Source organism: Streptomyces sp. NPDC058221 (genome assembly GCF_042882365.1).
Lineage (GTDB): Bacteria > Actinomycetota > Actinomycetes > Streptomycetales > Streptomycetaceae > Streptomyces.
Map to the genome: position 1 here is coordinate 17,900 of NZ_JBHVWF010000008.1, position 19,385 is coordinate 37,284.

The window sequence follows — 19,385 nt, forward strand, 5'->3', positions numbered from 1 at the left end:
CCCCTCGCCCGGCAGTCCGCCACCCGCCGCCCTCCACGCTCCTTGCGCGGAGGGCGATGGCACATCCGGCCCGGAGTGCGCTCCATATCGGCACATGACAACCTAGCTTGCTAGGGTGCTAGCATCGCCTTGTGGGCGATGAAGAGGTCAAACAGTTCAACGTGTACCTGCCGATAGGGCTGATCAAGCAGCTCAAGTACCGGTCGATCGAGTCGGGCATGTCGCTGTCGGCGCTGGTCGCCGACGCGTTGCGCGGCTACCTCGACGACCCCCAAGGGCCCGGACCGCAATCGACCGAGAAGGAGACCTGACATGGCGACCGAGGGAATCGAGGCCGTGTTCCTCACGACCCGCAACTGGGGCAGGGCGGCGAAGTTCTTCCAGTCACTCGGCTACGAGCTGGAGTTCGCGACCGACCACAACTCCGGTCAGCTCCGCAACGGCGACAGTCCCTACGTGTTCATCGCCGAAGTCCCCGAGGACCAGGAGCCGCGGACGGGGATCGTGCTGAAGGTGCCCGACGCGGACTCGTTCCACCCCGACCCGGCCGTCGAGGTGGTCACACCGTTCGAGGACACCCACTACGGAACCAAGGAGATGACGGTCCGCGACCCCGACGGGCGCCTGTGGAGCCTCCAGGCTCCCGCGACCGACTGACCGCGGCAGAGAGGGGAAACACCATGGCAGACGAGCAGACCGAGACGCCGGACAGCACCGCGGTGCGGACCGCCCTCTGGCGGGCGATGCACGTCCGGATCGACCCGCCCCCGCATGTGATCGAGGACGAGATCGGCCTGAAGCTGGCAGCCCCGGGCGACGACTGGCGCGAACGCCCCGACATGGACCCGCGCACCACCAGCGGTTTCCGGGCCGCCATGGTGGCCCGCGCCCGTTTCATCGAGGACCTGATCACCGAACAGGCCGACCGCGGCGTCACCCAGTACATCGTGCTGGGCGCCGGCCTGGACACCTTCGCCCAGCGCAAGCCGGAGATCGCCTCCCGGCTGCAGATCTTCGAAGTCGACCAGCCCGGGCCGCAGGCCTGGAAGCGCCGCCGCCTGGCCGAACTCGGCTACGGCATCCCGGAGTGGCTGCACCTGGTGCCCGTCGACTTCGAGGCGAACACGCACTGGTGGGAGCAGCTGGCGGCCAACGGCTTCGATCCCGGCCGGCCGTCGGTCATCGTCTCCACCGGCGTCACCATGTACCTCACCGAAGAAGCCGTCGTCGCCACCCTGCGCCAGATCACCACCCTCGCCCCCGGCTCGACGCTCGCCATGACGTTCCTCCTGCCGGCCGAACTGCTCGACGAGGCGGATCGCGCCGGCCTCCGGGCAAGCAAGGAAGGCGCACGAGCCTCCGGCACGCCGTTCCTCAGCTTCTACACCCCGCAGAAGATGCTGGCCCTGGCCCGCGAAGCGGGCTTCGCCGACGCCCAGCACCTGCCGGGTGCCGTGCTCGCCGCGCGCTACTTCGCGGGTCGTACGGACGGCCTCCGCCCGTCGAGCGGAGAGGACGTGCTGCTGGCCACCACCTGAGCCCGCGGAACCGACCGGAACCTCGTGGCGCCTGCCACAGGACGACCGGCTCGTCGACCGAGCCGGGAGCCCGAAAGGCGGCTGTCCCATGCTCGTCCTGCTGATGTACGCCGCCCTGCTCGCCGCACCGCTCTGGGCCATCGCGGTCGCGGTGAAGCTGATATCGGTCGTCCTCCCCGGGCGGCGGCCGAACTGGGGCAAGGACCTGTTGCGTTGGAGCGCGGGCATGGCCGCTGTCGCAGCCGTCATCGTGTACTCGATCGGCCTCGGCTCGGTGCAGTGGGACGCGGCCGCGGCGGAGCACGGTGCGGACTCCTCCCCCGCCGTTCCCTGCCGCCCCCTCGACCGAATCGCCGGGCACGAACCGTCCTACCTCCCGCTGGGCTTCGAGTGCCGGCTGGACGACGGTCGCGTCGTCCGGGCCGACGGCCCCTACGGCTTGCTGAACGGTCTGACCGTCACATTCGGCCTGGCGGCGGTGCTGTTGCTGATCGCAGCGGGGGCTCTCGACGAGTACCGCGCGCGGGCGGAGACTGCGGAGACGAAGGCGAAGCGGGTGGCTGATCCGCAGGAGACACCGGGCTGAACGGCTGAACGGCCCCGGTCGTGACGTCAGTACGGGCGGACGGACGGTCGGGTCACCGCACGGGGAAGCCGAAGGAGTAGCCCTGCTGCCTCAGCCAGGGCAGCACCTCGCGCAGAGCGGCCAGGGTCTGGGAGCGATCCCCGCCGGCGTCGTGGAAGAGGACGGTCGGCCCGTTGGAGATCTCGCTCTTGACGGTGGCGACGATGGCGTCCGCACCGGGATGCTCGAAGTCCTTGGTGTCGACGTTCCAGCCCAGCGGCCGCATCCCCCGGGACGCGGCGAGGTGCCTGCTGTACGGGGTGAAGGCGCCGCCCGGGGCCCGGTAGTACTGCGGCCGGACACCTCCGGACGCCTTGGTGATCATGCGCTCGGCATCCAGGATCTGCTGGGACTGGTAGGCCTCGGACTTCTTGTCCATGCCGGTGTCGTGCGAGACCGTGTGGTTGCACAGCCGGTGCCCGCCCGCCACGACCGCCTTGACCAGGTCCGGGTACGCCTGGGCCTGGGTGCCGACCATGCAGAACGTGGCCTTCACACCGCTGTCCTTCAGCAGTTGCAGCACCTGCGGCGTCCAGGTCGGGTCCGGTCCGTCGTCGATGGTGATGTTGACGCCCTTGGCGCCGCGGTCCGAGGCGTGCACGATTTCCTCCGCCACCTTGGCCGCCCGGCCCTGGTGCTGGGCGTCCGGCGCCGAGACACCCGGCTTGGCCCCTCCTCCGACGGCGCCGGCCTGCGCGGTCCACACCGAGGTGGCGGCGGCCAACGCGGTCACCCCGAGCGCCGCGGCGAGAAGCCGGCTGTGCCATGCCCTTCCCTTGTGCCGTGCCATGTCGCCCGCCCCTTTTTTTGTCTCCGCCGATGCCGTGCACCCATGAAGACACACGAACACCCCCGCGAGATCCCCCGGTTACCGATCGCGGACAAACCTGCAGGGGGCCGGCGACAAACGGGGGAGTTCCGCGACGTTCCCGGGCCGGCGGACTCTCGACGGAGGTCACTCCCCCCGGGGGCGCCATTCGCGGGCAAGGATCGCCCAGACCTGCTTGTCGTAGCGCACACCCCGGTACGGCCATGCCTCGCGTCGCACCCCTTCGAGCGTCATACCGAGCCGCTCGGCCACCGCCGAGCTGCGCTCGTTGTCGGCCCGGCAGTGCCATTCGGCCCGGTGCATCGCCCGGGAGGTGAACGCCCAGTCCAGCAGCGCGCCGCAGGCCTGCGTGACCAGACCGTGGCCCTCGGCGGACGGCTCCAGCCAGCAGCCGATCTCGCACGAGCCGGCCCCGGCGTCGAAGGCGGTGAACATCACGCCGCCGACCAGCGTGCCACCCTGCCGGACGCCGTAGAGCCTGGCACCGTCACCGGCCAGACGTTCGGCATACCGCTGGAGCGTGGCCCGCGCCCCGTCCACGTCGTCGGTGACGAACGCGGGCCCGACCCAGGGGCGAATGTGCTCGCGGGCCCGGTCCAGGTGATCCGCGAACTCTTCGGCCTGCCAGACCTCCAGCGGCGCGAGGTGAGCACCGTCGCTCAGCGACAGCGAGAACATGAGGGCCTCCCAATTCACATAACAAGTGTTATGACAATGTACCGTGGCAGCATGCCACGCACCAAGGGAGATCATGAGGCCCGCCGACGAGACGTCTCCGAAGCGGTCTGGCAGGTCATGGCCACCCGCGGCTTCGCCGGCCTGACCCTGCGCGCCGTCGCCGCCGAGCTGGGTGCGACCACCGGCCTGCTCACCCACTACTTCCCCACCAAACACGCCCTGGTGGAGCATGCGCTCGACCTGCTCGACCGACGGACCGCCGCCCGCCCGCGCCGCCACACCGGCCAGGGCCTGGCCGCCTTCAGGGACGCGCTGCTGGACGTCCTGCCGCTGACCCCCGAGGCCACCGACGCCAACCGGATCTGGGTCTCCTCCTGGGACACCGCGCTCTCCGACCCCGGCCTGGGCGCCGGCTACGCACGTAAGTACGCGGAAAGCCGCGACAGGCTGGGCGAGCGGGCGGCCGCGGCCCAGGAACTCGGCGAGCTTCCCTCCGGGGACCCCGCTCACATCGCCGCGGGCGCCCAGTCCTTCGTTCTCGGCCTGGTGGTCCAGGCCCTGTTCGACCCGGCGGCGTTCCCGCCCCAACGGCAGGTCGAGCTCCTGGACAACTACCTGGCCACCCTGACCGCCCGTACGGATCCCACGGCGCCGCCAACGTCTACCCGGCGGTGCCCGCCCGAGGCTCCCGCGGGCCGCGGAACCCCTGCGTGCGGCTGAGCACGAGGTTGGTGGTCGTACTGCCGAACAGGGCCAGTTCGTCGACGATCTCCTCCAGGTGCACCATCGACGTGGTCGCCACCTTCAGGACGTAGCAGTCGTCGCCCGTGGTGCGCAGGCACTCCAGGACCTCGGGCCGCTCCTCGATCAGCCGGCGCAGCGGTCCGTGCCGGGTGCCCGGGCCCGGGTACTTCAGGCGGACCACCGCCATGACCCCGTACCCGGTCCGCTCAAGGTCCACCTCCGCCCGGTATCCCGTGATCACCTCGGCCGCCTCCAGCCGCCGCACCCGTTCCTTCGTCGCCGAGGCGCTGAGGTTCACCCGCCGTGCCAACTCCGTGAACGCGATCCGGCCGTCCCGTTGGAGCTCGCCCAGGATCGCCCAGTCCGTCGCATCAAGGCTCTCGGTCATCGGGCCAGATTACCGGCGGATCCACGGCCGGAACGCCCCTGAACAGGCGCGAATCACTTCTGGACGGCCGGTCGCCGTGGCTAGGCTGAGCTTCATGAAGATCGGAGTCAACGTCCTCAATTTCGGCCCCGGTACCGACCCCGGGGCCCTTCGAAGCTGGGCCCAGACCGTCGAGGGCCTGGGCTTCGACCTGCTCATGGTCTCGGACCACATCGCCATCACGTCCGACGTCGCCGAGCGGTATCCGGCCCCCTTCTTCGAACCCTTCACCACCTTGTCCTGGCTGGCCGGCCTCACCACCCGGGTCCGGCTCGGCACGACGGTTCTCATCGCCCCCTACCGGCACCCGCTGCTCACCGCACGCATGGCGGCCAATCTCGATGAACTGAGCGGAGGCCGGCTGGTCCTCGGGGTGGGCATCGGCTGGGCACGGCAGGAGTTCGCCGCCCTGGGGATCCCGTTCGAAAAGCGTGGACGCCTGACCGAGGACCACCTGCGGGACGTGCGGACGGCCTGGGCGGACACCGCCTCGTACGGAGACCGGAGCATCCCGGTGTGGGTCGGCGGCAACAGCGATGCCGGACTGCGCCGGGCCGTACGGCTCGGTGACGCATGGCATCCGCTGCGCTGCACCGTGCCGTGGTTGCGCGACGCCGCGGTCAGACTCCAGGAGTACGCGGACGAGCAGCAGCTGCCCATGCCCGCTCTGGCGCCACGGATCGCTCTCCATGTCACTGACGAGCCGGTCGGCGGAGCCCAACGGCCGGCCGGTAAGGGCACCATCGACCAGATCATGGACGACCTGGACCAACTCCGGCTGCTGGGAGCCGAGTCCGTCGTCCTGGACCCCTACAACGGCGACCCCGGAGAAACGCGCCACCCGCAGAAGGCCTGGCAGGCACTCGCCACCGTGGCCGCGCACTTCTACCCGCCACGCACCGGACCGGAGCAGTCATGACCACACCCGACGACCACGCCCTTCTCCGACGGGCCATCGCGCTCGCGGCCGAGGCACGCGACGGCGGCGACCCGCCGTTCGGCTCACTGCTGTCGGGACCGGACGGAACGGTCCTGGCGGAGGAGCACAACACGACCCTCACCGACAGGGACATCACCGCGCACCCGGAGCTGAAGCTGGCGAGATGGGCCGCGCGGGAGCTGGACGCCGCCACCGCGGCGGAGACCACGATGTACACAAGCTGCGAACCGTGCGCGATGTGCGCGGCGGTCATCCAGCAGGCGGGGCTGCGGCGGGTCGTGTTCGCCCTGTCCGGCGAGCAGCTCCTGGACATCAGGCCGGGCAGCGGCCGGCTTCCGGTGCCGCAGACCGGCCCCGCGCTTCTCGACGAGGTACGGGCCGTGGTCGAGAAGTACTACCGCTGACCCCTCCTGTTCACCGTCACCGCCCTCGACGGGGGCGGTCCCGCTCCCCGTCCGTGCCGGCCTCCGCGCCGCCGGGGGCGGGAGCGGAGGCGTGGGTCATCAGATCGCCGGGCTGGCAGTGGAGGACATCACAGATCCGGGACAGCGTGGAGAAGCGGATGGCCTTGGCGCGGCCGTTCTTCAGCACGGACAGGTTCGCGATGGTGATGCCCACCTGCGCGGCGAGTTCGGTGAGGGTCATTCCGCGCTCGTTGAGGAGCCGGGTCAGGTGGATCTCGATGGTGTGCTGTTCCTCTTCGGCCATCAGATGGTCCCTTCGAGGTCCTCTCTCATGCGGGCGCCTTCCCGCATGGCCTGCCCCATGATCACCGCGGTGAGGCCGGTGAGCAGGAGCGGCCACGGCCAGTCGAGTATCGGCCCGGACCCTGCCACCGGCGCCATGCTCCCCACGAGCGCGGACTGCGACCAGCCCGACGCGAGAGCGGTCAGCGGTGCCCCCACCGCGACGAACCAGCCGAGCGTGCGCAGCCGCTGCGCGGTGGCCGCGACGAACGGGCCCTGCTCCACGACATTGCCCAACAGCCGCGAGAAGAGCAGCAGAGCCACGAAAGCGAAGAGGTACCACGGGAGTTGGGCCCCTATGTCGCCCAGGCGCTGCATCCCGGAGGGGTGTTCCTGACAGAGGCGCGTGAGGGTGCCGGAGCCCTGCACGCCCCGCACGACCGGCAGTTCATTTCCCAGTGTCGCGTTGGCCCAGAAGCCCGTCTCCACACAGACGTCGCCGTCGTCGAGCAGCCTCGAAGCCGCCTTGCCGACGAAGGCGACCCCGCTGAGCACGGTCAGCCAGTGGGCAGCCCTCGCCAGGAACCTTGTCAGTCGCGTGTCCACCACAACCACCTCCTTATCGAATATCGATATGCTAGCCGAGCATATCGATAAACGGCAAACCCGGGGCGGCACGGAGGTGGTCGCGAGCCGCTGGGATCACGGCCCCAACGCCGCGTCGGAAGCAACCGGGGGCGACTGCCGCGGTGCTCGCTGCCGTACTTGCCACAGCACTTGGACCCGCCGGCCAGCTCAGCCACGCGTCAGGCAAGCCGGCCCACTTGGCCAAGTGGACCCATTTGGCCAAGTGGGCCCCTTCGGAGCGCACGCCACGAGCCCCGACGTGGCTTGGTCGAGCCGGCTAGGGGCAGTCCTCCTCGAACTTCACCGCAGTGAGCTCGACCGGCTTCCCTTCCGTCTTCGCTCCCGCGCCGGGTGTCTGCGTGCACACCTTCCAGTTGCTCTCCACCAGGACCATGCGGCCTTCCGCAGCATCCCTCACAGTGAGCGAAGTACCCGAATCGAAGGCGGCTCGGGCGGCCTTCACTGACCTCCCGGCGAGGTTCGGCATCTTGGCGTCCGACGTTGCCAGGGGCCTCTCCTCCTTGACCGGGCAGTCCTCGTCGAGCTTCACCGAACCGAAGTCCAGCTTCGTCTCAAGGAGGACCGTTCCGCCCGCTTTGACGTTCTGCGAGCAGACCTTCCAGTTGCGGTCCCACACCTGCATTCGCTCCCGGCCCAGGCTGTCGTGCGACGACAGGCCGTAGAACCCCTTGGCCTGCGCAGCATCCTGCGCCGACTGCAGTCCCATGCCCACGAAATTCGGTACGGGCACTTCCTTGCCCGCCTCCTCCACACTTGGCTTCGCCTTCTTCTCCGGCTCAGCGGGCTTGTCGTCGGATGCGCCCGCCGACTTGGGCTGCGACATGACCGTCACCGTCTCGGTGGGCACGGGCCCCGCAGTACCGACGCCCTCAGTGCCACTGCTTCCTGCACTGCCGACGACGACTCCGATGAGGAACAGGCCGATCGCCGACGGAATGACGACCCGCTTTCGCGCCCAGCGTGGCCCTGCTCCTGGCGGTGCCGAGGGCTTCGACGGGGGTTGCCCCCACTGCGGCTGTGGTTGGTCGTTCCAACTCATGCATCCCCCATGGGTGGTTCATGGAGGCATGACCGTATCGACCGGGTCTGATACGTGGAGGGGAATCCTCCGTAAGTGATGAATTTGTGACTAATACGCAAAGAAGGCGCGATGACGTGGCGTCGGATCCAGGGGCACGATCCCTGCGACTTCTGAGCCTGGCCACAGAACGGCGCCCCCGGACCGCGGCTCCCCGGTACGCCCTCTCCGCGTACCGGGGTGGGTGTCACTTCTGCCAGCCGACGGTCTCCGGGAGCGGGGTGTAGAAGATCGTCGCGCCGACGTTGGCGAGACCCTTCTTCACGCCGTACGTGGAGGGGCCGCTGAACAGCGGCAGGAAGGCGTACTGCTGGAACGCCTTCTTCTCGACCTTGTTGACCGCCGCGGCCTGCTCGTCGAGGTCGGCGATCTCGGTGGTGGCGCGGATCTCCTTGTCCAGCGCCTTGGTTCCCGCGCCGGTGATGTTGGAGTCCCGGTCCGAGCAGTAGAAGTCGCACAGGTAGCGGGTACCGAACGGGTCCATGGAACGGTTGCCCGAGAGGAAGAGGTCGAAGCTCCGGTCGCTGAGGACCTTGGAGAAGTCCGCGTCGTCGCCCTTCTTGATGACGAGGTGGACGCCCACCGGCTTCAGCATCGCGACGAAGGCGCCGGCGAGGGCCTTTTCCAGCGGGTCGTCGCCGAGGAGTGTGTAGCCGACCTCGAGCTTCTTGCCGTTCTTGACGCGGACACCGTCCGAACCGGGCTTCCAGCCCGCCGCGTCGAGCGCCTTGCCCGCCTCGTCCGGCGCGTACTTCAGTACCGCCGAGAGGTTGTCCTCGTAGCCCTTCTGGAAGCTGTACAGCACGGCCGAACCGGGCAGCGGCTCCTTGTAGTCGAGCCCCTGGAACTGGATCTTCGCGATCTGCTTGCGGTCGATGCTCTGCTCGATGGCCTTGCGGACGGCCTTGTCCGAGAGGACCGAGGACTTCGTGTTGAAGGAGAGCGAGTACTCGAAGGGGCTGCCGCCACTGCGGATCTCCGTGCCCTTGAGCCCCTTGACCTGCTTCAGGCTCTCCGCGTCGACGGCGGAGGTGTAGTCGAGCTGCCCGTTCTTGAAGGCGTTGACCCCCGCGGTCGACTCCAGATTGACGTAGACGCGCTTGTCCAGCTTGCCCTTCTTCCCCCACCACTTCGGGTTGCGGACGAAGGTGATGTTGCCGGAGTGCGTGTCCCACGTGCCGACCGTGTACGGGCCCGCGCCCCACTCGGGGTGGGCCTTCTTCACGTACGCCTTGTTGAAGTTGGCGACCGTGGCGGCCTTGGGGTGCAGGAAGGTGGTGAACAGGGTCGACCAGGAGGCGTTGACGCCCTTGAAGGTGATGACGGCCTGCTTGGCGTTCTTGCCCTGCTCGACCGAGGTGATCTGGTCGTAGCCGTCCGTGGACGACGCGGCGAACTCCTTGTCGGAGCCGTTGTTGGCCTTCCAGGTGGCCTGGATCGCCTTCCAGTCGACCGGGGTGCCGTCGTTGAAGGACGCCTTCGGGTTGATCGTCAAGGTGACCTTCTGGTTGCCGCCCTCGACCGCGACCTTCACATCGCTGTAGTAGTCGGGGTTGTACTGCACCTCGCCGGTGGGCGAGTACGTGATCGCGGCGGCGTTGTACCAGCCCCAGACCCGGGACGCGGTCAGCGTCGCGTTGACGTTGAACGGGTTGCCCTGGTCGTCGAAGGTCCCGGCTGTCGTGTAGGTGCCGCCGTCCTTGATGTTCTCGTACGGCTGCGGGTTGTAGTCGACCGCGGCCGAGGCGGCCTTGGGTGCGTTCTTCTCCGCCCCGCCGGCATCGTCGCTCCCGGAGGAGGACTGGCACGCGGTGGCGGCGATGGAGACAGCGGCGACGAGGGCTATGGGCAGGGCCAGTCTTGCGCGCATGGCGAAAGGGTTCCTTCTGGTTCGGTGGACCGGGCGTGGAAGCCCGGTGGGGAGCTGGGCGGCCGGCCGGGGAGGCGGGCCGGGGGGGCGGTCCGGCCTCAGACGGCGTGACAGGCGTACTGGTGGCCGGGGTCCCCCGCCACCTCGGTCGGCGCGGGACGTTGCGTACGACAGCGCCGGCGGATGTCCTCGTCGGCGAGGCGATAGAGCGGACAGCGGTCGACGAAGACACAGCCCGCGGGCACCCGGACGGCGCTCGGCTGCTCGCCCTCCAGCACCACGCGTTCCCGGCTGCGTTCACGCTGCGGGTCGGGGACCGGAATCGCCGACAGCAGCGCCCGGGTGTAGGGGTGCCGGGGGTCGGAGAAGAGCGTCTCGGTGTCCCCGGTCTCCACGATGTGACCCAGGTACATCACCGCGACCCGGTCCGAGATGTACCGGACCACGGCCAGGTCGTGCGCCACCACCAGGTAGGCCAGGGCGAGTTCGCGCTTGAGCCGGGCCAGCAGGTTGATCACCCCGGCCTGCACCGACACGTCGAGCGCGGAGAGCGGCTCGTCCAGGACGAGCAGCTTCGGCTCGGTCGCCAGGGCGCGGGCGATGCCGACCCGCTGGCGCTGGCCGCCGGAGAGCGCGGCCGGGAACCGGTCGCTCACCGCGGCATCCAGACCGACCAGTCCCAGCAGTTCACCGATGCGGGAGCGGATCGACGCGCGGTCCCGCCCGATGGCCTGGAGCGGTTCGGCGAGCAGCTGGTAGACGGGCAGCCGCGGGTCCAGGGCTCCCAGCGGGTCCTGCATGACGATCTGTACGTCCCGGCGCAACTCCCGCACGCGGGCGGCGGATCCGGCCCCGCCGACGTCGGTCCCGGCGATCTCGACCCGGCCGCCCTCCGGCTGCCGGAGCCGGAGAATCTCCAGCAGTGTCGTCGTCTTGCCGCTGCCGGACTCGCCCACCAGACCCAGCGTCTGACCGGCACGCAGCTCGAAGCTCACCCCGCTGACGGCGTGCAGCGTGCCGACCCGGCGCTTGAGGACGGCGCCCTTGGTGACCGGGAACGTCTTGACCAGGTCCTCGACACGGAGCACCACGTCGCCGGCCACAGACGCCACGGGTGCCACAGGCGCCACACCGGCCTCGGCGGCCTCCACGGTTCCCGCCGGGTCCAGCGATCCGTCCGCCATCTCCTCGGCGCGCAGGCACGCCACGTTTCCGTGGCCGGTGATCTCGCGCAGTTCGGGCTCGTCCGTGCGGCAGGCGTCGAGGGCGACGGCGCAGCGGCCCGCGAACGGACAGCCGGACGGGAGGCCGACGAGGGCGGGCGGTTCCCCGCCGATCGGGACCAGGGGGCGGTGGACCCCGCTGTCCACGGTCGGCACGGCGGCGAGCAGCCGCGCGGTGTACGGCATGGCCGGCCGGCGGAAGAGTTCGTCGACGCCCGCCCGCTCCACGAACCGGCCCGCGTACATGACAGCGACGTCGTCCGCGTGACCTGCGACGACCCCGAGGTCGTGGGTGATGAGGACGAGGCCCGCCCCGGTCTCCTCCTGCGCCAGCCGCAGGACGTCGAGGATCTGCGCCTGCACGGTGACGTCGAGGGCGGTGGTGGGCTCGTCCGCGACGAGTACGGACGGCTTGTTGGCGATGGCCAGGGCGATGACGACGCGCTGGCGCATGCCGCCGGAGAACTCGTGCGGGAAGGACCGGGCCCGGTTGGCCGGGTCGGGGATTCCGACGAGGTCCAGCAGTTCGACGGCCTGGTCCCAGGCGGCCCTCTTCGTCAGGTCCTGGTGGATCCGCAGGGCGTCGGAGAGCTGCCGGCCCACGGAGAAGATCGGGGTGAGCGCGGACAGCGGATCCTGGAAGACCATGCCGATACCGCTGCCCCGCACCTCGGAGAGCGCCTTGTCACCGAGGCCGATCAGGTCCCGGCCGCCGAGCAGCACCTGGCCGCGCAGCTCGGCGGAGGGCGGCAGCAGCCCCATGATGCCCATGGCGGTGGCCGACTTGCCCGAACCGGACTCGCCGACGATGCCGAGGGTCCGGCCCGGCAGCAGGTCGAAGCCGACGCCCCGCACCGCCTCGACGGTCCCTGCCTCCGAGGGGAAGGAGATCCGCAGGTCCCGCACGGAGAGCACGGGGGCCGTGGCGGCGTCGGACGGCTCGGTGCCGGGCAGGGTCGTCGCGCGCGTCATCGTCGGCCTCCTGCCGCACCGGTCACGGACATCGGGTCGAGGGCGTCGCGCAGTCCGTCGCCGACGAAGGTCATCGACACGGTGAGCAGGACGACCAGCCCCGCGGGGAAGGCGAAGAGCCAGGGTGCGCTGGTGATGGTGCTCGCGCCGTCCGCGAGCATCGTGCCGAGGGAGACGTCCGGGGTCTGGACGCCGAACCCGAGGAAGGACAGGGCGGTTTCGCTGAGTACGGTCGCGACGACGCCGAGCGTCAGGTTGACGATCAGCAGCGAGCCGAGGTTGGGAATGATGTGGCGCAGGATGATGCGCAGCGGTCGCACGCCCATGAACTCGGCGGCCGTCACGTAGTCGCGTTCGCGCAGTGACGTCGAGACGGACCAGATCACCCGGGCCGTGGACATCCAGCCGAACACCGTCAGCACGACGATCAGGACCCGCCAGTCGCCGGCGAGACGGTTGGAGACCAGGGCGAGGATGAGGAAGGAGGGGACGATCAGCAGGAAGTGGATGACGGCGAGCGTCGCCTTCTCCACCCGGCCGCCGAAGTACGCGGCGCTGGAGCCGATGACCGCGGCGACGACGATGGTCAGGACGGAGACGCTGACCGCGATGGCCAGCGACCGCTGCAGTCCGTGTACGGCCGAGGCGTAGATGTCGTTGCCGCCCTGGTTGGTGCCGAACCAGTGGGTGCCGCTCGGGGGTTGGGTGAGTGACGCGAAGTCGGCGTCGGAGTACGTGTACGGGGTGACCAGCCCGCCGAACGCGCTGAACAGCACCAGTGCCACGAAGATCACCACCCCGACGACGGCGAGCCGGTTGCGCAGGAAGCGGCGCAGGTAGAGCCGGCCGAGGCCGAGGTTGCGCCGCTTCCCTCCGGCGGCGGGCGCCGCCTTCGGCATCTCGTCCGGTGCTGCCGGCGTCGAGGGGCCGGTCGTCACGTCCGTGGCCACGTCAGCTCACTCTCACTCTCGGGTCGAGGAGGACCGTGGCGATGTCCGCGAGGATCGCGCCGATCGCGGTCAGGGCAGCGGCGAAGGCGGCTGTCGCGACCGTGCCGTGCACGTCGTTCTTGCTGATGGTCTGGATGAAGTAGCGGCCCATGCCATTCCAGCCGAAGATCGTCTCGGTGATGATGGCCCCGGTGAAGACGGCCGGGACGCTGAACGCGACGGACGTCGCCGTCGGGATGAGCGCGGTGCGCAGGGCGTGCCTGCGGATCGCCTTGGTCCGGGTGAGTCCGGTGGCCCGTGCGGTGCGTACGAAGTCGGCGTTGATCGTGTCGAGCAGCAGCGAGCGCTGGGTCAGGTGGTAGCCGACATAGCCCATCAGGGTCAGGGTCAGGGTCGGCAGGATCAGGTGCAGGAACCGGTCACCGATCGTCGGGAGCAGTCCTTCGACGTTCGGTGAGTTCTCCCCCGCGACGTAGAGGAAACGCAGCCCGGCGTGCTGGTTGAGCCAGATGGCGACGAAGACGACGGCGAGCGCGGCGACGGACGTCGGGATGTTGAACACCGCGATGGAGACGGCCTGCGACACCCGGTCGGACCAGCCGTACTGCCTCGACGCCGTGTACACACCCAGCGATACGCCGATCACGACGGAGAGGATCGTCGCGATGATGACCAACTCCGCGCTGACGAGCGAGCGGTAGCCGATCTCTCCGTTGACGGAGACCCCGGTGGGGGACCTCCCCCAGTCGAAGTGGACGACGACGGAGGTGAACCAGTGCCACCACCGCTCGACCACCGGTACCTGCGGATCCAGGTTGTAGGGCGCGAGGGCCCGGTCGATCTGCGCCTCGCTGCGGACGGGCCGCAGCTCCTTGAAGTTCGACCGCGGATCCAGGAACCAACTGGCAAGGAAGTACGTGGCGTTGGTCGCGACGACGATCATCAGCAACCAGCCCGTCGCCTTGCGCATCACATAGCGCACCATGCGCGGCACCTCCTCACCGCAGGCGAGCGGTGCGCATCGGGGTCGCCGGGTCTGGGGGACGTCTGCATGTGCCGCGGAGCTTTCTGGGGGGACGGGCCGTGAGCACAGATGTGCGGGCGTCAGTCTGATCCGCCCGTCCGCCGCGCCACCAGACCTCGGTTGATCTCGCCATGACACCGACATACCGCTGTAGCAAACAGTCCGGACATGTCGGGATGCGCCCGGCAGGACGTGCACGGCGAAGCCCCGCCGGATCAAGCCGCTGAACTGGCCTTTCAGGCCAGGTGCGGCTCCGGCGGGGCGACGTATACAGGGTGTGCGCGAGGTTGTGCACGGGGGCGCGAGCGGGGGATCGCCCCGTACGCGCCCCCGGCCGTCAGGCCGTTGCGGGACCAGCCCGTCGAGCCCTTACGGGACGAGCTTGAGCAGCTTGTCCGGGGATCCGGTTCCGATGCCCGTCAGGGCGCCCGACGTCGCGCCGTTCACGAGTGCCGAGGCCACGGCCGCCGGGGAGGCGCCGGGGTGGTTCGTCAGGTAGACCGCCGCTGCGCCGGAGACATGCGGTGCGGCGAAGGACGTCCCGTCGCCGGTGTAGGTGGCGGTGTCCGAGCTGTTCCAGCCGGCCGTGATGCCGGAGCCCGGCGCGAAGATGTCCACCGTGGGGCCGTAGTTCGAGTAGCTCGCGCGGGCGTCGGTCCTGGTCGTGGCACCGACGGTGATCGCGGTGGCCACCCGGGCGGGGGAGTAACCGGATGCGGGCGCCCCCGAATTACCCGCCGCGATGGAGTACGTGACCCCGGACGCGATCGACTTGCTCACCGCGTCGTCCAGCGTGGTGCTGGCACCGCCGCCGAGCGACACGTTCGCCACGGACGAGGCGACATGGTGGGCGGTGATCCAGTCGACCCCGGCGATGACCCCGGCCGTGGTGCCGGAGCCGTCGTTGCCGAGGACCCGCACGGCGACGATCTTCGCCTTCTTCGCCACCCCGTGGGTGCTCCCCGCGACGGTCGTGGCGACGTGGGTGCCGTGGCCGTACCCGTCCTGGGCGGTGGTGTCGTTGTCGACGAAGTCGTAGCCGTACGAGGCCCGGCCGCTGATCTCCTGGTGGGTGATGCGCACACCGGTGTCCAGGACGTAGACGGTGGTGCCGCTGCCCGCCGAGTCCGGATAGGTGTACGTACCGCTCAGCGGCAGGTCCGCCTGGTCGATCCGGTCCAGGCCCCAGGGGGCGTTGCTCTGGGTGGCGGTCGCGTGGACCTTCTGGTCCTGCTCGACCGAGGCGACGGCCGGGTCGGCGGCGAGCCGCTTGGCCTCGGTGCTGCTGAGCTGCGCGGCGTAGCCGTTCAGCGCGGACGAGTAGGTGCGCTCGATGCGGCCGCCGTAGCCGGATATGAGCTGCTTGCCGGCGGCCGCGGACGCCTTGAGGCCGGCCGACTGCTTCAGCGTGACGATATAGCTGCCGGGCACCGCCCCGGCCGCTCCCGCGTGCAGGATTCTGCCTTCCGCGGGGGCCGCCTGGGCGGGTAAGGCCGCGCCTGCTCCGGCTGCGAGTGCCACGGTCGTGACCAGTGCGGCGATCCGCCGCCTGGTGTTGCGCATTGCTGCCATCGGGAGGTCCTCCTCGAACGGTGGCGCGCGAGGGGTCCACACGCCGGGTGGGGGTGACTCACGGGGTCCGTGCGCCACAGCCGACAATGGCCCGGTGTATTCGGCCCGGACAAGCAATCCCGGGATGCTGTCATGGCCTCGCCATACCGTTGACCGTGCGTCAACGCGGCTTAACGCTGGGCAACATGACCTTCGTGCGGTGGGCACGGTCCGCCGCCGTCCCCGCAGGAGACCTTGACCACACCGGGGCCGGTGCGGGGATGCTGCGGCCGCGCCCCGATGTTGGCGATCGGTGGACGCCCCGAGCCTATGAAGAGGACATGAAGTGACAGACGTGACCACCGGCCGTGCGACAGACACCCTCTCGCACCCGTTCTCGGTGCGCGGGCTCACCTCGCGCAACCGGATCGCCATGGCTCCGATGACCCGGCAGTTCTCCCCGGGCGGGGTGCCGGGCCAGGACGTGGCGGACTACTACGAGCGGCGGGCCGCCGGCGGTGTGGGCCTCATCATCACCGAGGGCACCTACGTCGACCACGAGTCCGCCGGCACCAGCGACCGGATCCCGCGGTTCCACGGCGAGGACGCCCTCGCGGGCTGGGCGGGCGTCGCCGACTCCGTGCACCGGGCGGGCGGCGCGGTCATCCCGCAGCTGTGGCACGTGGGTGTCACCCGCACCGAGGGCGCCCCGCCGGTGGCGGACGCGGAGCCGGTCGGGCCTTCGGGGATCTCCCTGGCGGGCGAGCCCAAGGGGCGCGCCATGACGCAGAAGGACCTCGACGACGTCATCGCCGCGTTCGCCGACGCGGCGGCCGCCGCCGAGCGTCTCGGCTTCGACGGCGCCGAACTGCACGGTGCGCACGGCTACTTGATCGACCAGTTCCTGTGGTCCGGCAGCAACCGCCGCACCGACGCCTACGGCGGCGACATCGCCGCGCGGACCCGGTTCGCGGCGGAGATCGTGGCCGCCTGCCGCGCGGCCGTGTCCGACGCGTTCCCGCTCTTCTTCCGTATGTCCCAGTGGAAGATGGACGCCTACGAGGCGAAGCTCGCACAGACGCCCCAGGAGCTGGACACCCTGCTCACACCGCTGGCGGAGGCCGGTGTCGACGTGTTCCACGCGTCCACCCGCCGCTACTGGCTGCCCGAGTTCGAGGGCTCCGACCTGAACCTCGCCGGCTGGGTGAAGAAGATCAGCGGCAGGCCGACGGTCACCGTCGGATCGGTCGGTCTGGACGGTGAGTTCGGCGGCGCCTTCCAGGGCCGCAGCTCCGCGGTCACCGGCATCGACCGGCTGCTGGACCGGATGGAGCGCGACGAGTTCGACATGGTCGCCGTCGGCCGCGCGCTGATCGCCGACCCCGAGTGGGCCGCGAAGACCCTGGACGGCCGCACCGGGGACATCACACCGTTCGGCGCGGAGATGCTGAAGACGCTGCACTGACCAGCCGGCTTCCTCCGGCCGGGCCCGACGTGACCGGGTGCCGGCCGTTCCGTGCCTCCTCAGTGACCGAGGTAGCGCAGGACGGCCAGCACCCGGCGGTGTTCGTTCTCGCCGCGTTCCAGGCCGAGCTTGTCGAAGATCGAGGCCACGTGCTTCTCGACGGCCCGCTGGGAGATCTCCATCCGGTGGGCGACCGCCGCGTTCGTCAGGCCCGCCGCCATGTGCTCCAGGACCTGGCGTTCGCGCGCGCTGAGTGAGCCGAGGCCTTCGTGGGCGCCGCGCGCGGCGAGCAGCCGGCTGACGACGTCCGGGTCGAGCGCGGTCCCGCCGGTGGCCACGCGGTGCAGGGCGCTCACGAAGTCGTCCACGTCCACCACCCGGTCCTTGAGCAGGTAGCCGATTCCGGCGGGGCCGTCCGCGAGGAGGACATCGATGTAGCGGGTCTCGATGTACTGGGAGAACAGCAGCACCCCGAGCCCGGGGTGGCGGCGGCGGAGCTCGACGGCCGCGCGCAGCCCCTCGTCCCGGTGGCCGGGCGGCATCCGGATGTCGGCGACGACGGCGTCCGGACGGTGTTCCCCGACGGCGGCGATCAGCGCGTCGGCCCGCCCGACGGCCGCCACCACGTCCAGTTCGCGCTCGGTGAGGAGCTGGACGAGCCCCTCCCGGACGATCGCGGAGTCCTCGGCGATCACGATGCGCATGCGGTGCCTTCCGGCTCTTCCGGTACGGGCAGCCGGATCACGGCGGTGGTCGGGCCGCCTGCCGGACTGTCGAGGGACATGGTTCCGTCGATGGTACGTACGCGCTCGGCGAGACCGTGCAGCCCGGAGCCGCCGGAGCCGCCCGGCCTGATGCGGGCGCCCCCGATGCCGTCGTCCCGCACCGTCAGGAGCAGTACGCCTGCGTCCAGTTCGGCGGTGACGTCCACTGTGGCGGGCGAGGCGTGACGGGTGGCGTTGCTGAGCAGTTCCGCGACGCAGAAGTAGGCGATGGTCTCGACGGCGTCGGGCATCCGGTCCGGCAGATCCGTGCGGACGCGGACACACGTAGTGGCGGACTCGATGTCCGAACCGAGCGAGGCGAGCGCGGTGTCCAGGCCGTCGTCGAGCGCGGGCGGGTGGAATCCGCGCACCAGGTCGCGCAGTTCGGCCATGGCCGTGCGGGCGTTGGAGAGCGAGTGCTCGACCAGCTCACGGGCCTTCGCCGGGTCCGTACGCTCCGGCGCGAGCGCGTCACGTGCCCGGGTGAGGGACATGGCGACGGCGACCAGCCGGGCCTGCGCGCCGTCGTGCAGATCGCGTTCGATACGGCGGAGCGTGGCGGCGGAGTCCCGTACCGCGACGGCGCGGGTCTCCTCCAGATCGCGGATCCGGCCGGTGAGCCGGCCGGGACCGAGCAGCGCCCGGCCCATCAGGACGAAGAGCCGCGCCAGTTGCCGCCCGGCCAGGCCGGCCAGGGCCAGCAGCAGGACGCCCGCTCCGGCGACGGCCAGCGCCCGGGACAGGGTGTCGAGCGGAATGCTCCCCGGGAGACCGAGGCCGCGGTGCCCGTCGGCGTGCACCGACCGGAACCAGAGGGGATAGCCGATCGCGGCGAGTGCGTACAGCCGGAGCGGCAGCTGGACGACGAACGCGACCGCGGCCACGGGCCCGGCAGCGACCGAGAAGGCGGCGGCGCGCCACGCGTTCGGGTCGGCGACGGGCCTGCGCGTTCCGGGCGGGGCCGCCGGAACGTCCTCACCGAGCAGCGTACGCAGCAGCGCGCGGTGCACAGCGGTGAGCCCGCGGTTGGCCATGAGGAAGAGGGAGAGCAGGGGCGGGCCGAGCCGGGTGATGCTCAGGAGGGCGCCGTACGCGAGCAGCGGCACGAGCAGCAGCCCGAGCAGCCCGGGGACCAGCCCGAGCACCGCGTGGGCGAGTGCCCGTCGGGCCGTACGGGAGGCGGGAACGCCGAACGCGTCGAGCACACGCGCCACGCGTCCACGGGTGCGCCCCGTGTCGGGGGCCCGGCGCGGCGGCGGTCCGGCTTCGGTGACAGTCATACGGGTTCGCATCCTTGCAGGAGGACCGGACAGACGCGCGGGAGGACGGTGCCGCCCGGGGCCGGTGTGCCGGTGCGGCCCACGGCGCGGGAG

General features: G+C 70.4%; 21 protein-coding genes. 8 read left to right on the top strand and 13 right to left on the bottom strand.

Annotated features, from left to right (window positions below):
• Positions 1-131: 131 nt before the first annotated feature.
• The 4 genes from ACFVW8_RS04605 to ACFVW8_RS04620 all read left to right on the top strand — a co-directional run bounded on the left by ACFVW8_RS04605 (position 132) and on the right by ACFVW8_RS04620 (position 2,124).
• Positions 132-311 (top strand): CopG family transcriptional regulator, encoded by a 180-nt coding sequence (locus ACFVW8_RS04605; RefSeq protein WP_389686109.1) that lies wholly within the window; start codon positions 132-134, stop codon positions 309-311.
• A gap of 1 nt (position 312) precedes the next feature.
• Positions 313-657, top strand: coding sequence for a VOC family protein (locus ACFVW8_RS04610; RefSeq protein WP_389686110.1), 345 nt, complete (start codon positions 313-315; stop codon positions 655-657).
• A 23-nt stretch (positions 658-680) separates the two neighbouring features.
• Positions 681-1,538 carry a class I SAM-dependent methyltransferase gene (locus ACFVW8_RS04615; RefSeq protein WP_389686111.1) on the top strand — a complete coding sequence of 286 codons (858 nt, stop codon included), beginning with the start codon at positions 681-683 and terminating at the stop codon, positions 1,536-1,538.
• 88 nt (positions 1,539-1,626) lie between these two features.
• Positions 1,627-2,124, top strand: coding sequence for a hypothetical protein (locus ACFVW8_RS04620; protein WP_389686112.1), 498 nt, complete (start codon positions 1,627-1,629; stop codon positions 2,122-2,124).
• Positions 2,125-2,176: 52 nt separating this feature from the next.
• Here ACFVW8_RS04620 and ACFVW8_RS04625 read toward each other — a convergent pair whose 3' ends face one another.
• Positions 2,177-2,953, bottom strand: a complete 777-nt coding sequence (locus ACFVW8_RS04625; RefSeq protein WP_389686113.1) for a polysaccharide deacetylase family protein — start codon at positions 2,951-2,953, stop codon at positions 2,177-2,179.
• A gap of 165 nt (positions 2,954-3,118) precedes the next feature.
• On the bottom strand, positions 3,119-3,670 hold the full coding sequence (locus ACFVW8_RS04630; protein ID WP_389686186.1) for a GNAT family N-acetyltransferase: 552 nt from the start codon (positions 3,668-3,670) through the stop codon (positions 3,119-3,121).
• A 51-nt stretch (positions 3,671-3,721) separates the two neighbouring features.
• Between ACFVW8_RS04630 and ACFVW8_RS04635 the strand changes: the two genes are divergently transcribed.
• Positions 3,722-4,390 carry a TetR/AcrR family transcriptional regulator gene (locus ACFVW8_RS04635; RefSeq protein WP_389686114.1) on the top strand — a complete coding sequence of 223 codons (669 nt, stop codon included), beginning with the start codon at positions 3,722-3,724 and terminating at the stop codon, positions 4,388-4,390.
• Here ACFVW8_RS04635 and ACFVW8_RS04640 read toward each other — a convergent pair.
• A complete protein-coding gene (locus ACFVW8_RS04640; protein ID WP_389686115.1) occupies positions 4,332-4,802 on the bottom strand; it encodes an Lrp/AsnC family transcriptional regulator in 471 nt (156 codons plus the stop codon). The genes ACFVW8_RS04635 and ACFVW8_RS04640 overlap by 59 nt on opposite strands.
• A 94-nt stretch (positions 4,803-4,896) precedes the next feature.
• Between ACFVW8_RS04640 and ACFVW8_RS04645 the strand changes: the two genes are divergently transcribed.
• A complete protein-coding gene (locus ACFVW8_RS04645) occupies positions 4,897-5,760 on the top strand; it encodes a TIGR03619 family F420-dependent LLM class oxidoreductase (RefSeq protein ID WP_389686116.1) in 864 nt (287 codons plus the stop codon).
• Complete coding sequence (locus tag ACFVW8_RS04650) at positions 5,757-6,185, top strand: nucleoside deaminase (protein ID WP_389686117.1); 429 nt, start codon at positions 5,757-5,759, stop codon at positions 6,183-6,185. Before ACFVW8_RS04645 ends, ACFVW8_RS04650 begins: the two co-directional genes overlap by 4 nt.
• 16 nt (positions 6,186-6,201) lie before the next feature.
• On the opposite strand, the gene ACFVW8_RS04655 is transcribed toward ACFVW8_RS04650, so the two are convergent.
• The 8 genes from ACFVW8_RS04655 to ACFVW8_RS04690 form a co-directional block, all read right to left on the bottom strand.
• Complete coding sequence (locus ACFVW8_RS04655; RefSeq protein WP_389686118.1) at positions 6,202-6,489, bottom strand: helix-turn-helix domain-containing protein; 288 nt, start codon at positions 6,487-6,489, stop codon at positions 6,202-6,204.
• The gene (locus ACFVW8_RS04660) at positions 6,489-7,073 is read right to left on the bottom strand and encodes a DUF2975 domain-containing protein (RefSeq protein ID WP_389686119.1); all 585 of its coding nucleotides are present in this window, start codon (positions 7,071-7,073) and stop codon (positions 6,489-6,491) included. Before ACFVW8_RS04660 ends, ACFVW8_RS04655 begins: the two co-directional genes overlap by 1 nt.
• A gap of 298 nt (positions 7,074-7,371) precedes the next feature.
• Positions 7,372-7,962, bottom strand: a complete 591-nt coding sequence (locus ACFVW8_RS04665; RefSeq protein ID WP_389686120.1) for a hypothetical protein — start codon at positions 7,960-7,962, stop codon at positions 7,372-7,374.
• A gap of 418 nt (positions 7,963-8,380) precedes the next feature.
• Entirely contained in the window at positions 8,381-10,063 is a 1,683-nt protein-coding gene (locus tag ACFVW8_RS04670; protein ID WP_389686121.1) for an ABC transporter family substrate-binding protein, read from the bottom strand.
• 98 nt (positions 10,064-10,161) lie between these two features.
• Complete coding sequence (locus ACFVW8_RS04675; protein WP_389686122.1) at positions 10,162-12,258, bottom strand: dipeptide ABC transporter ATP-binding protein; 2,097 nt, start codon at positions 12,256-12,258, stop codon at positions 10,162-10,164.
• Complete coding sequence (locus ACFVW8_RS04680) at positions 12,255-13,157, bottom strand: ABC transporter permease (RefSeq protein ID WP_389686187.1); 903 nt, start codon at positions 13,155-13,157, stop codon at positions 12,255-12,257. The genes ACFVW8_RS04675 and ACFVW8_RS04680 overlap by 4 nt, the downstream gene beginning before the upstream one ends.
• Positions 13,158-13,209: 52 nt before the next feature.
• Positions 13,210-14,193, bottom strand: coding sequence for an ABC transporter permease (locus ACFVW8_RS04685; protein WP_389686123.1), 984 nt, complete (start codon positions 14,191-14,193; stop codon positions 13,210-13,212).
• 408 nt (positions 14,194-14,601) lie between these two features.
• Entirely contained in the window at positions 14,602-15,804 is a 1,203-nt protein-coding gene (locus ACFVW8_RS04690) for a S8 family peptidase (protein WP_389686124.1), read from the bottom strand.
• A 325-nt stretch (positions 15,805-16,129) separates the two neighbouring features.
• Here ACFVW8_RS04690 and ACFVW8_RS04695 point away from each other — a divergent pair, with 325 nt between their 5' ends.
• Positions 16,130-17,248: an NADH:flavin oxidoreductase gene (locus tag ACFVW8_RS04695; protein WP_389686125.1), complete on the top strand. Its 1,119-nt coding sequence runs from the start codon at positions 16,130-16,132 to the stop codon at positions 17,246-17,248.
• A 59-nt stretch (positions 17,249-17,307) separates the two neighbouring features.
• Here the strand turns inward: ACFVW8_RS04695 and ACFVW8_RS04700 are convergent, their stop codons facing one another.
• Together ACFVW8_RS04700 and ACFVW8_RS04705 are read right to left on the bottom strand one after the other, a co-directional pair.
• On the bottom strand, positions 17,308-17,952 hold the full coding sequence (locus ACFVW8_RS04700) for a response regulator transcription factor (protein WP_389686126.1): 645 nt from the start codon (positions 17,950-17,952) through the stop codon (positions 17,308-17,310).
• Entirely contained in the window at positions 17,940-19,292 is a 1,353-nt protein-coding gene (locus ACFVW8_RS04705; RefSeq protein ID WP_389686127.1) for a sensor domain-containing protein, read from the bottom strand. The genes ACFVW8_RS04700 and ACFVW8_RS04705 overlap by 13 nt, the downstream gene beginning before the upstream one ends.
• Positions 19,293-19,385 lie beyond the last annotated feature (93 nt).

Excerpts from the sequence above, each read along its gene's own strand:
- ACFVW8_RS04610 (WP_389686110.1), top strand. The coding sequence starts at position 313 with ATGGCGACCGAGGGAATCGAGGCCGTGTTCCTCACGACCCGCAACTGG.
- ACFVW8_RS04615 (WP_389686111.1), top strand. The coding sequence starts at position 681 with ATGGCAGACGAGCAGACCGAGACGCCGGACAGCACCGCGGTGCGGACC.
- ACFVW8_RS04620 (WP_389686112.1), top strand. The coding sequence starts at position 1,627 with ATGCTCGTCCTGCTGATGTACGCCGCCCTGCTCGCCGCACCGCTCTGG.
- ACFVW8_RS04625 (WP_389686113.1), bottom strand. The coding sequence starts at position 2,953 with ATGGCACGGCACAAGGGAAGGGCATGGCACAGCCGGCTTCTCGCCGCG.
- ACFVW8_RS04630 (WP_389686186.1), bottom strand. The coding sequence starts at position 3,670 with ATGTTCTCGCTGTCGCTGAGCGACGGTGCTCACCTCGCGCCGCTGGAG.
- ACFVW8_RS04635 (WP_389686114.1), top strand. The coding sequence starts at position 3,722 with ATGCCACGCACCAAGGGAGATCATGAGGCCCGCCGACGAGACGTCTCC.
- ACFVW8_RS04640 (WP_389686115.1), bottom strand. The coding sequence starts at position 4,802 with ATGACCGAGAGCCTTGATGCGACGGACTGGGCGATCCTGGGCGAGCTC.
- ACFVW8_RS04645 (WP_389686116.1), top strand. The coding sequence starts at position 4,897 with ATGAAGATCGGAGTCAACGTCCTCAATTTCGGCCCCGGTACCGACCCC.
- ACFVW8_RS04650 (WP_389686117.1), top strand. The coding sequence starts at position 5,757 with ATGACCACACCCGACGACCACGCCCTTCTCCGACGGGCCATCGCGCTC.
- ACFVW8_RS04655 (WP_389686118.1), bottom strand. The coding sequence starts at position 6,489 with ATGGCCGAAGAGGAACAGCACACCATCGAGATCCACCTGACCCGGCTC.
- ACFVW8_RS04670 (WP_389686121.1), bottom strand. The coding sequence starts at position 10,063 with ATGCGCGCAAGACTGGCCCTGCCCATAGCCCTCGTCGCCGCTGTCTCC.
- ACFVW8_RS04675 (WP_389686122.1), bottom strand. The coding sequence starts at position 12,258 with ATGACGCGCGCGACGACCCTGCCCGGCACCGAGCCGTCCGACGCCGCC.
- ACFVW8_RS04680 (WP_389686187.1), bottom strand. The coding sequence starts at position 13,157 with ATGCCGAAGGCGGCGCCCGCCGCCGGAGGGAAGCGGCGCAACCTCGGC.
- ACFVW8_RS04685 (WP_389686123.1), bottom strand. The coding sequence starts at position 14,193 with ATGGTGCGCTATGTGATGCGCAAGGCGACGGGCTGGTTGCTGATGATC.
- ACFVW8_RS04690 (WP_389686124.1), bottom strand. The coding sequence starts at position 15,804 with ATGGCAGCAATGCGCAACACCAGGCGGCGGATCGCCGCACTGGTCACG.
- ACFVW8_RS04700 (WP_389686126.1), bottom strand. The coding sequence starts at position 17,952 with ATGCGCATCGTGATCGCCGAGGACTCCGCGATCGTCCGGGAGGGGCTC.
- ACFVW8_RS04705 (WP_389686127.1), bottom strand. The coding sequence starts at position 19,292 with ATGACTGTCACCGAAGCCGGACCGCCGCCGCGCCGGGCCCCCGACACG.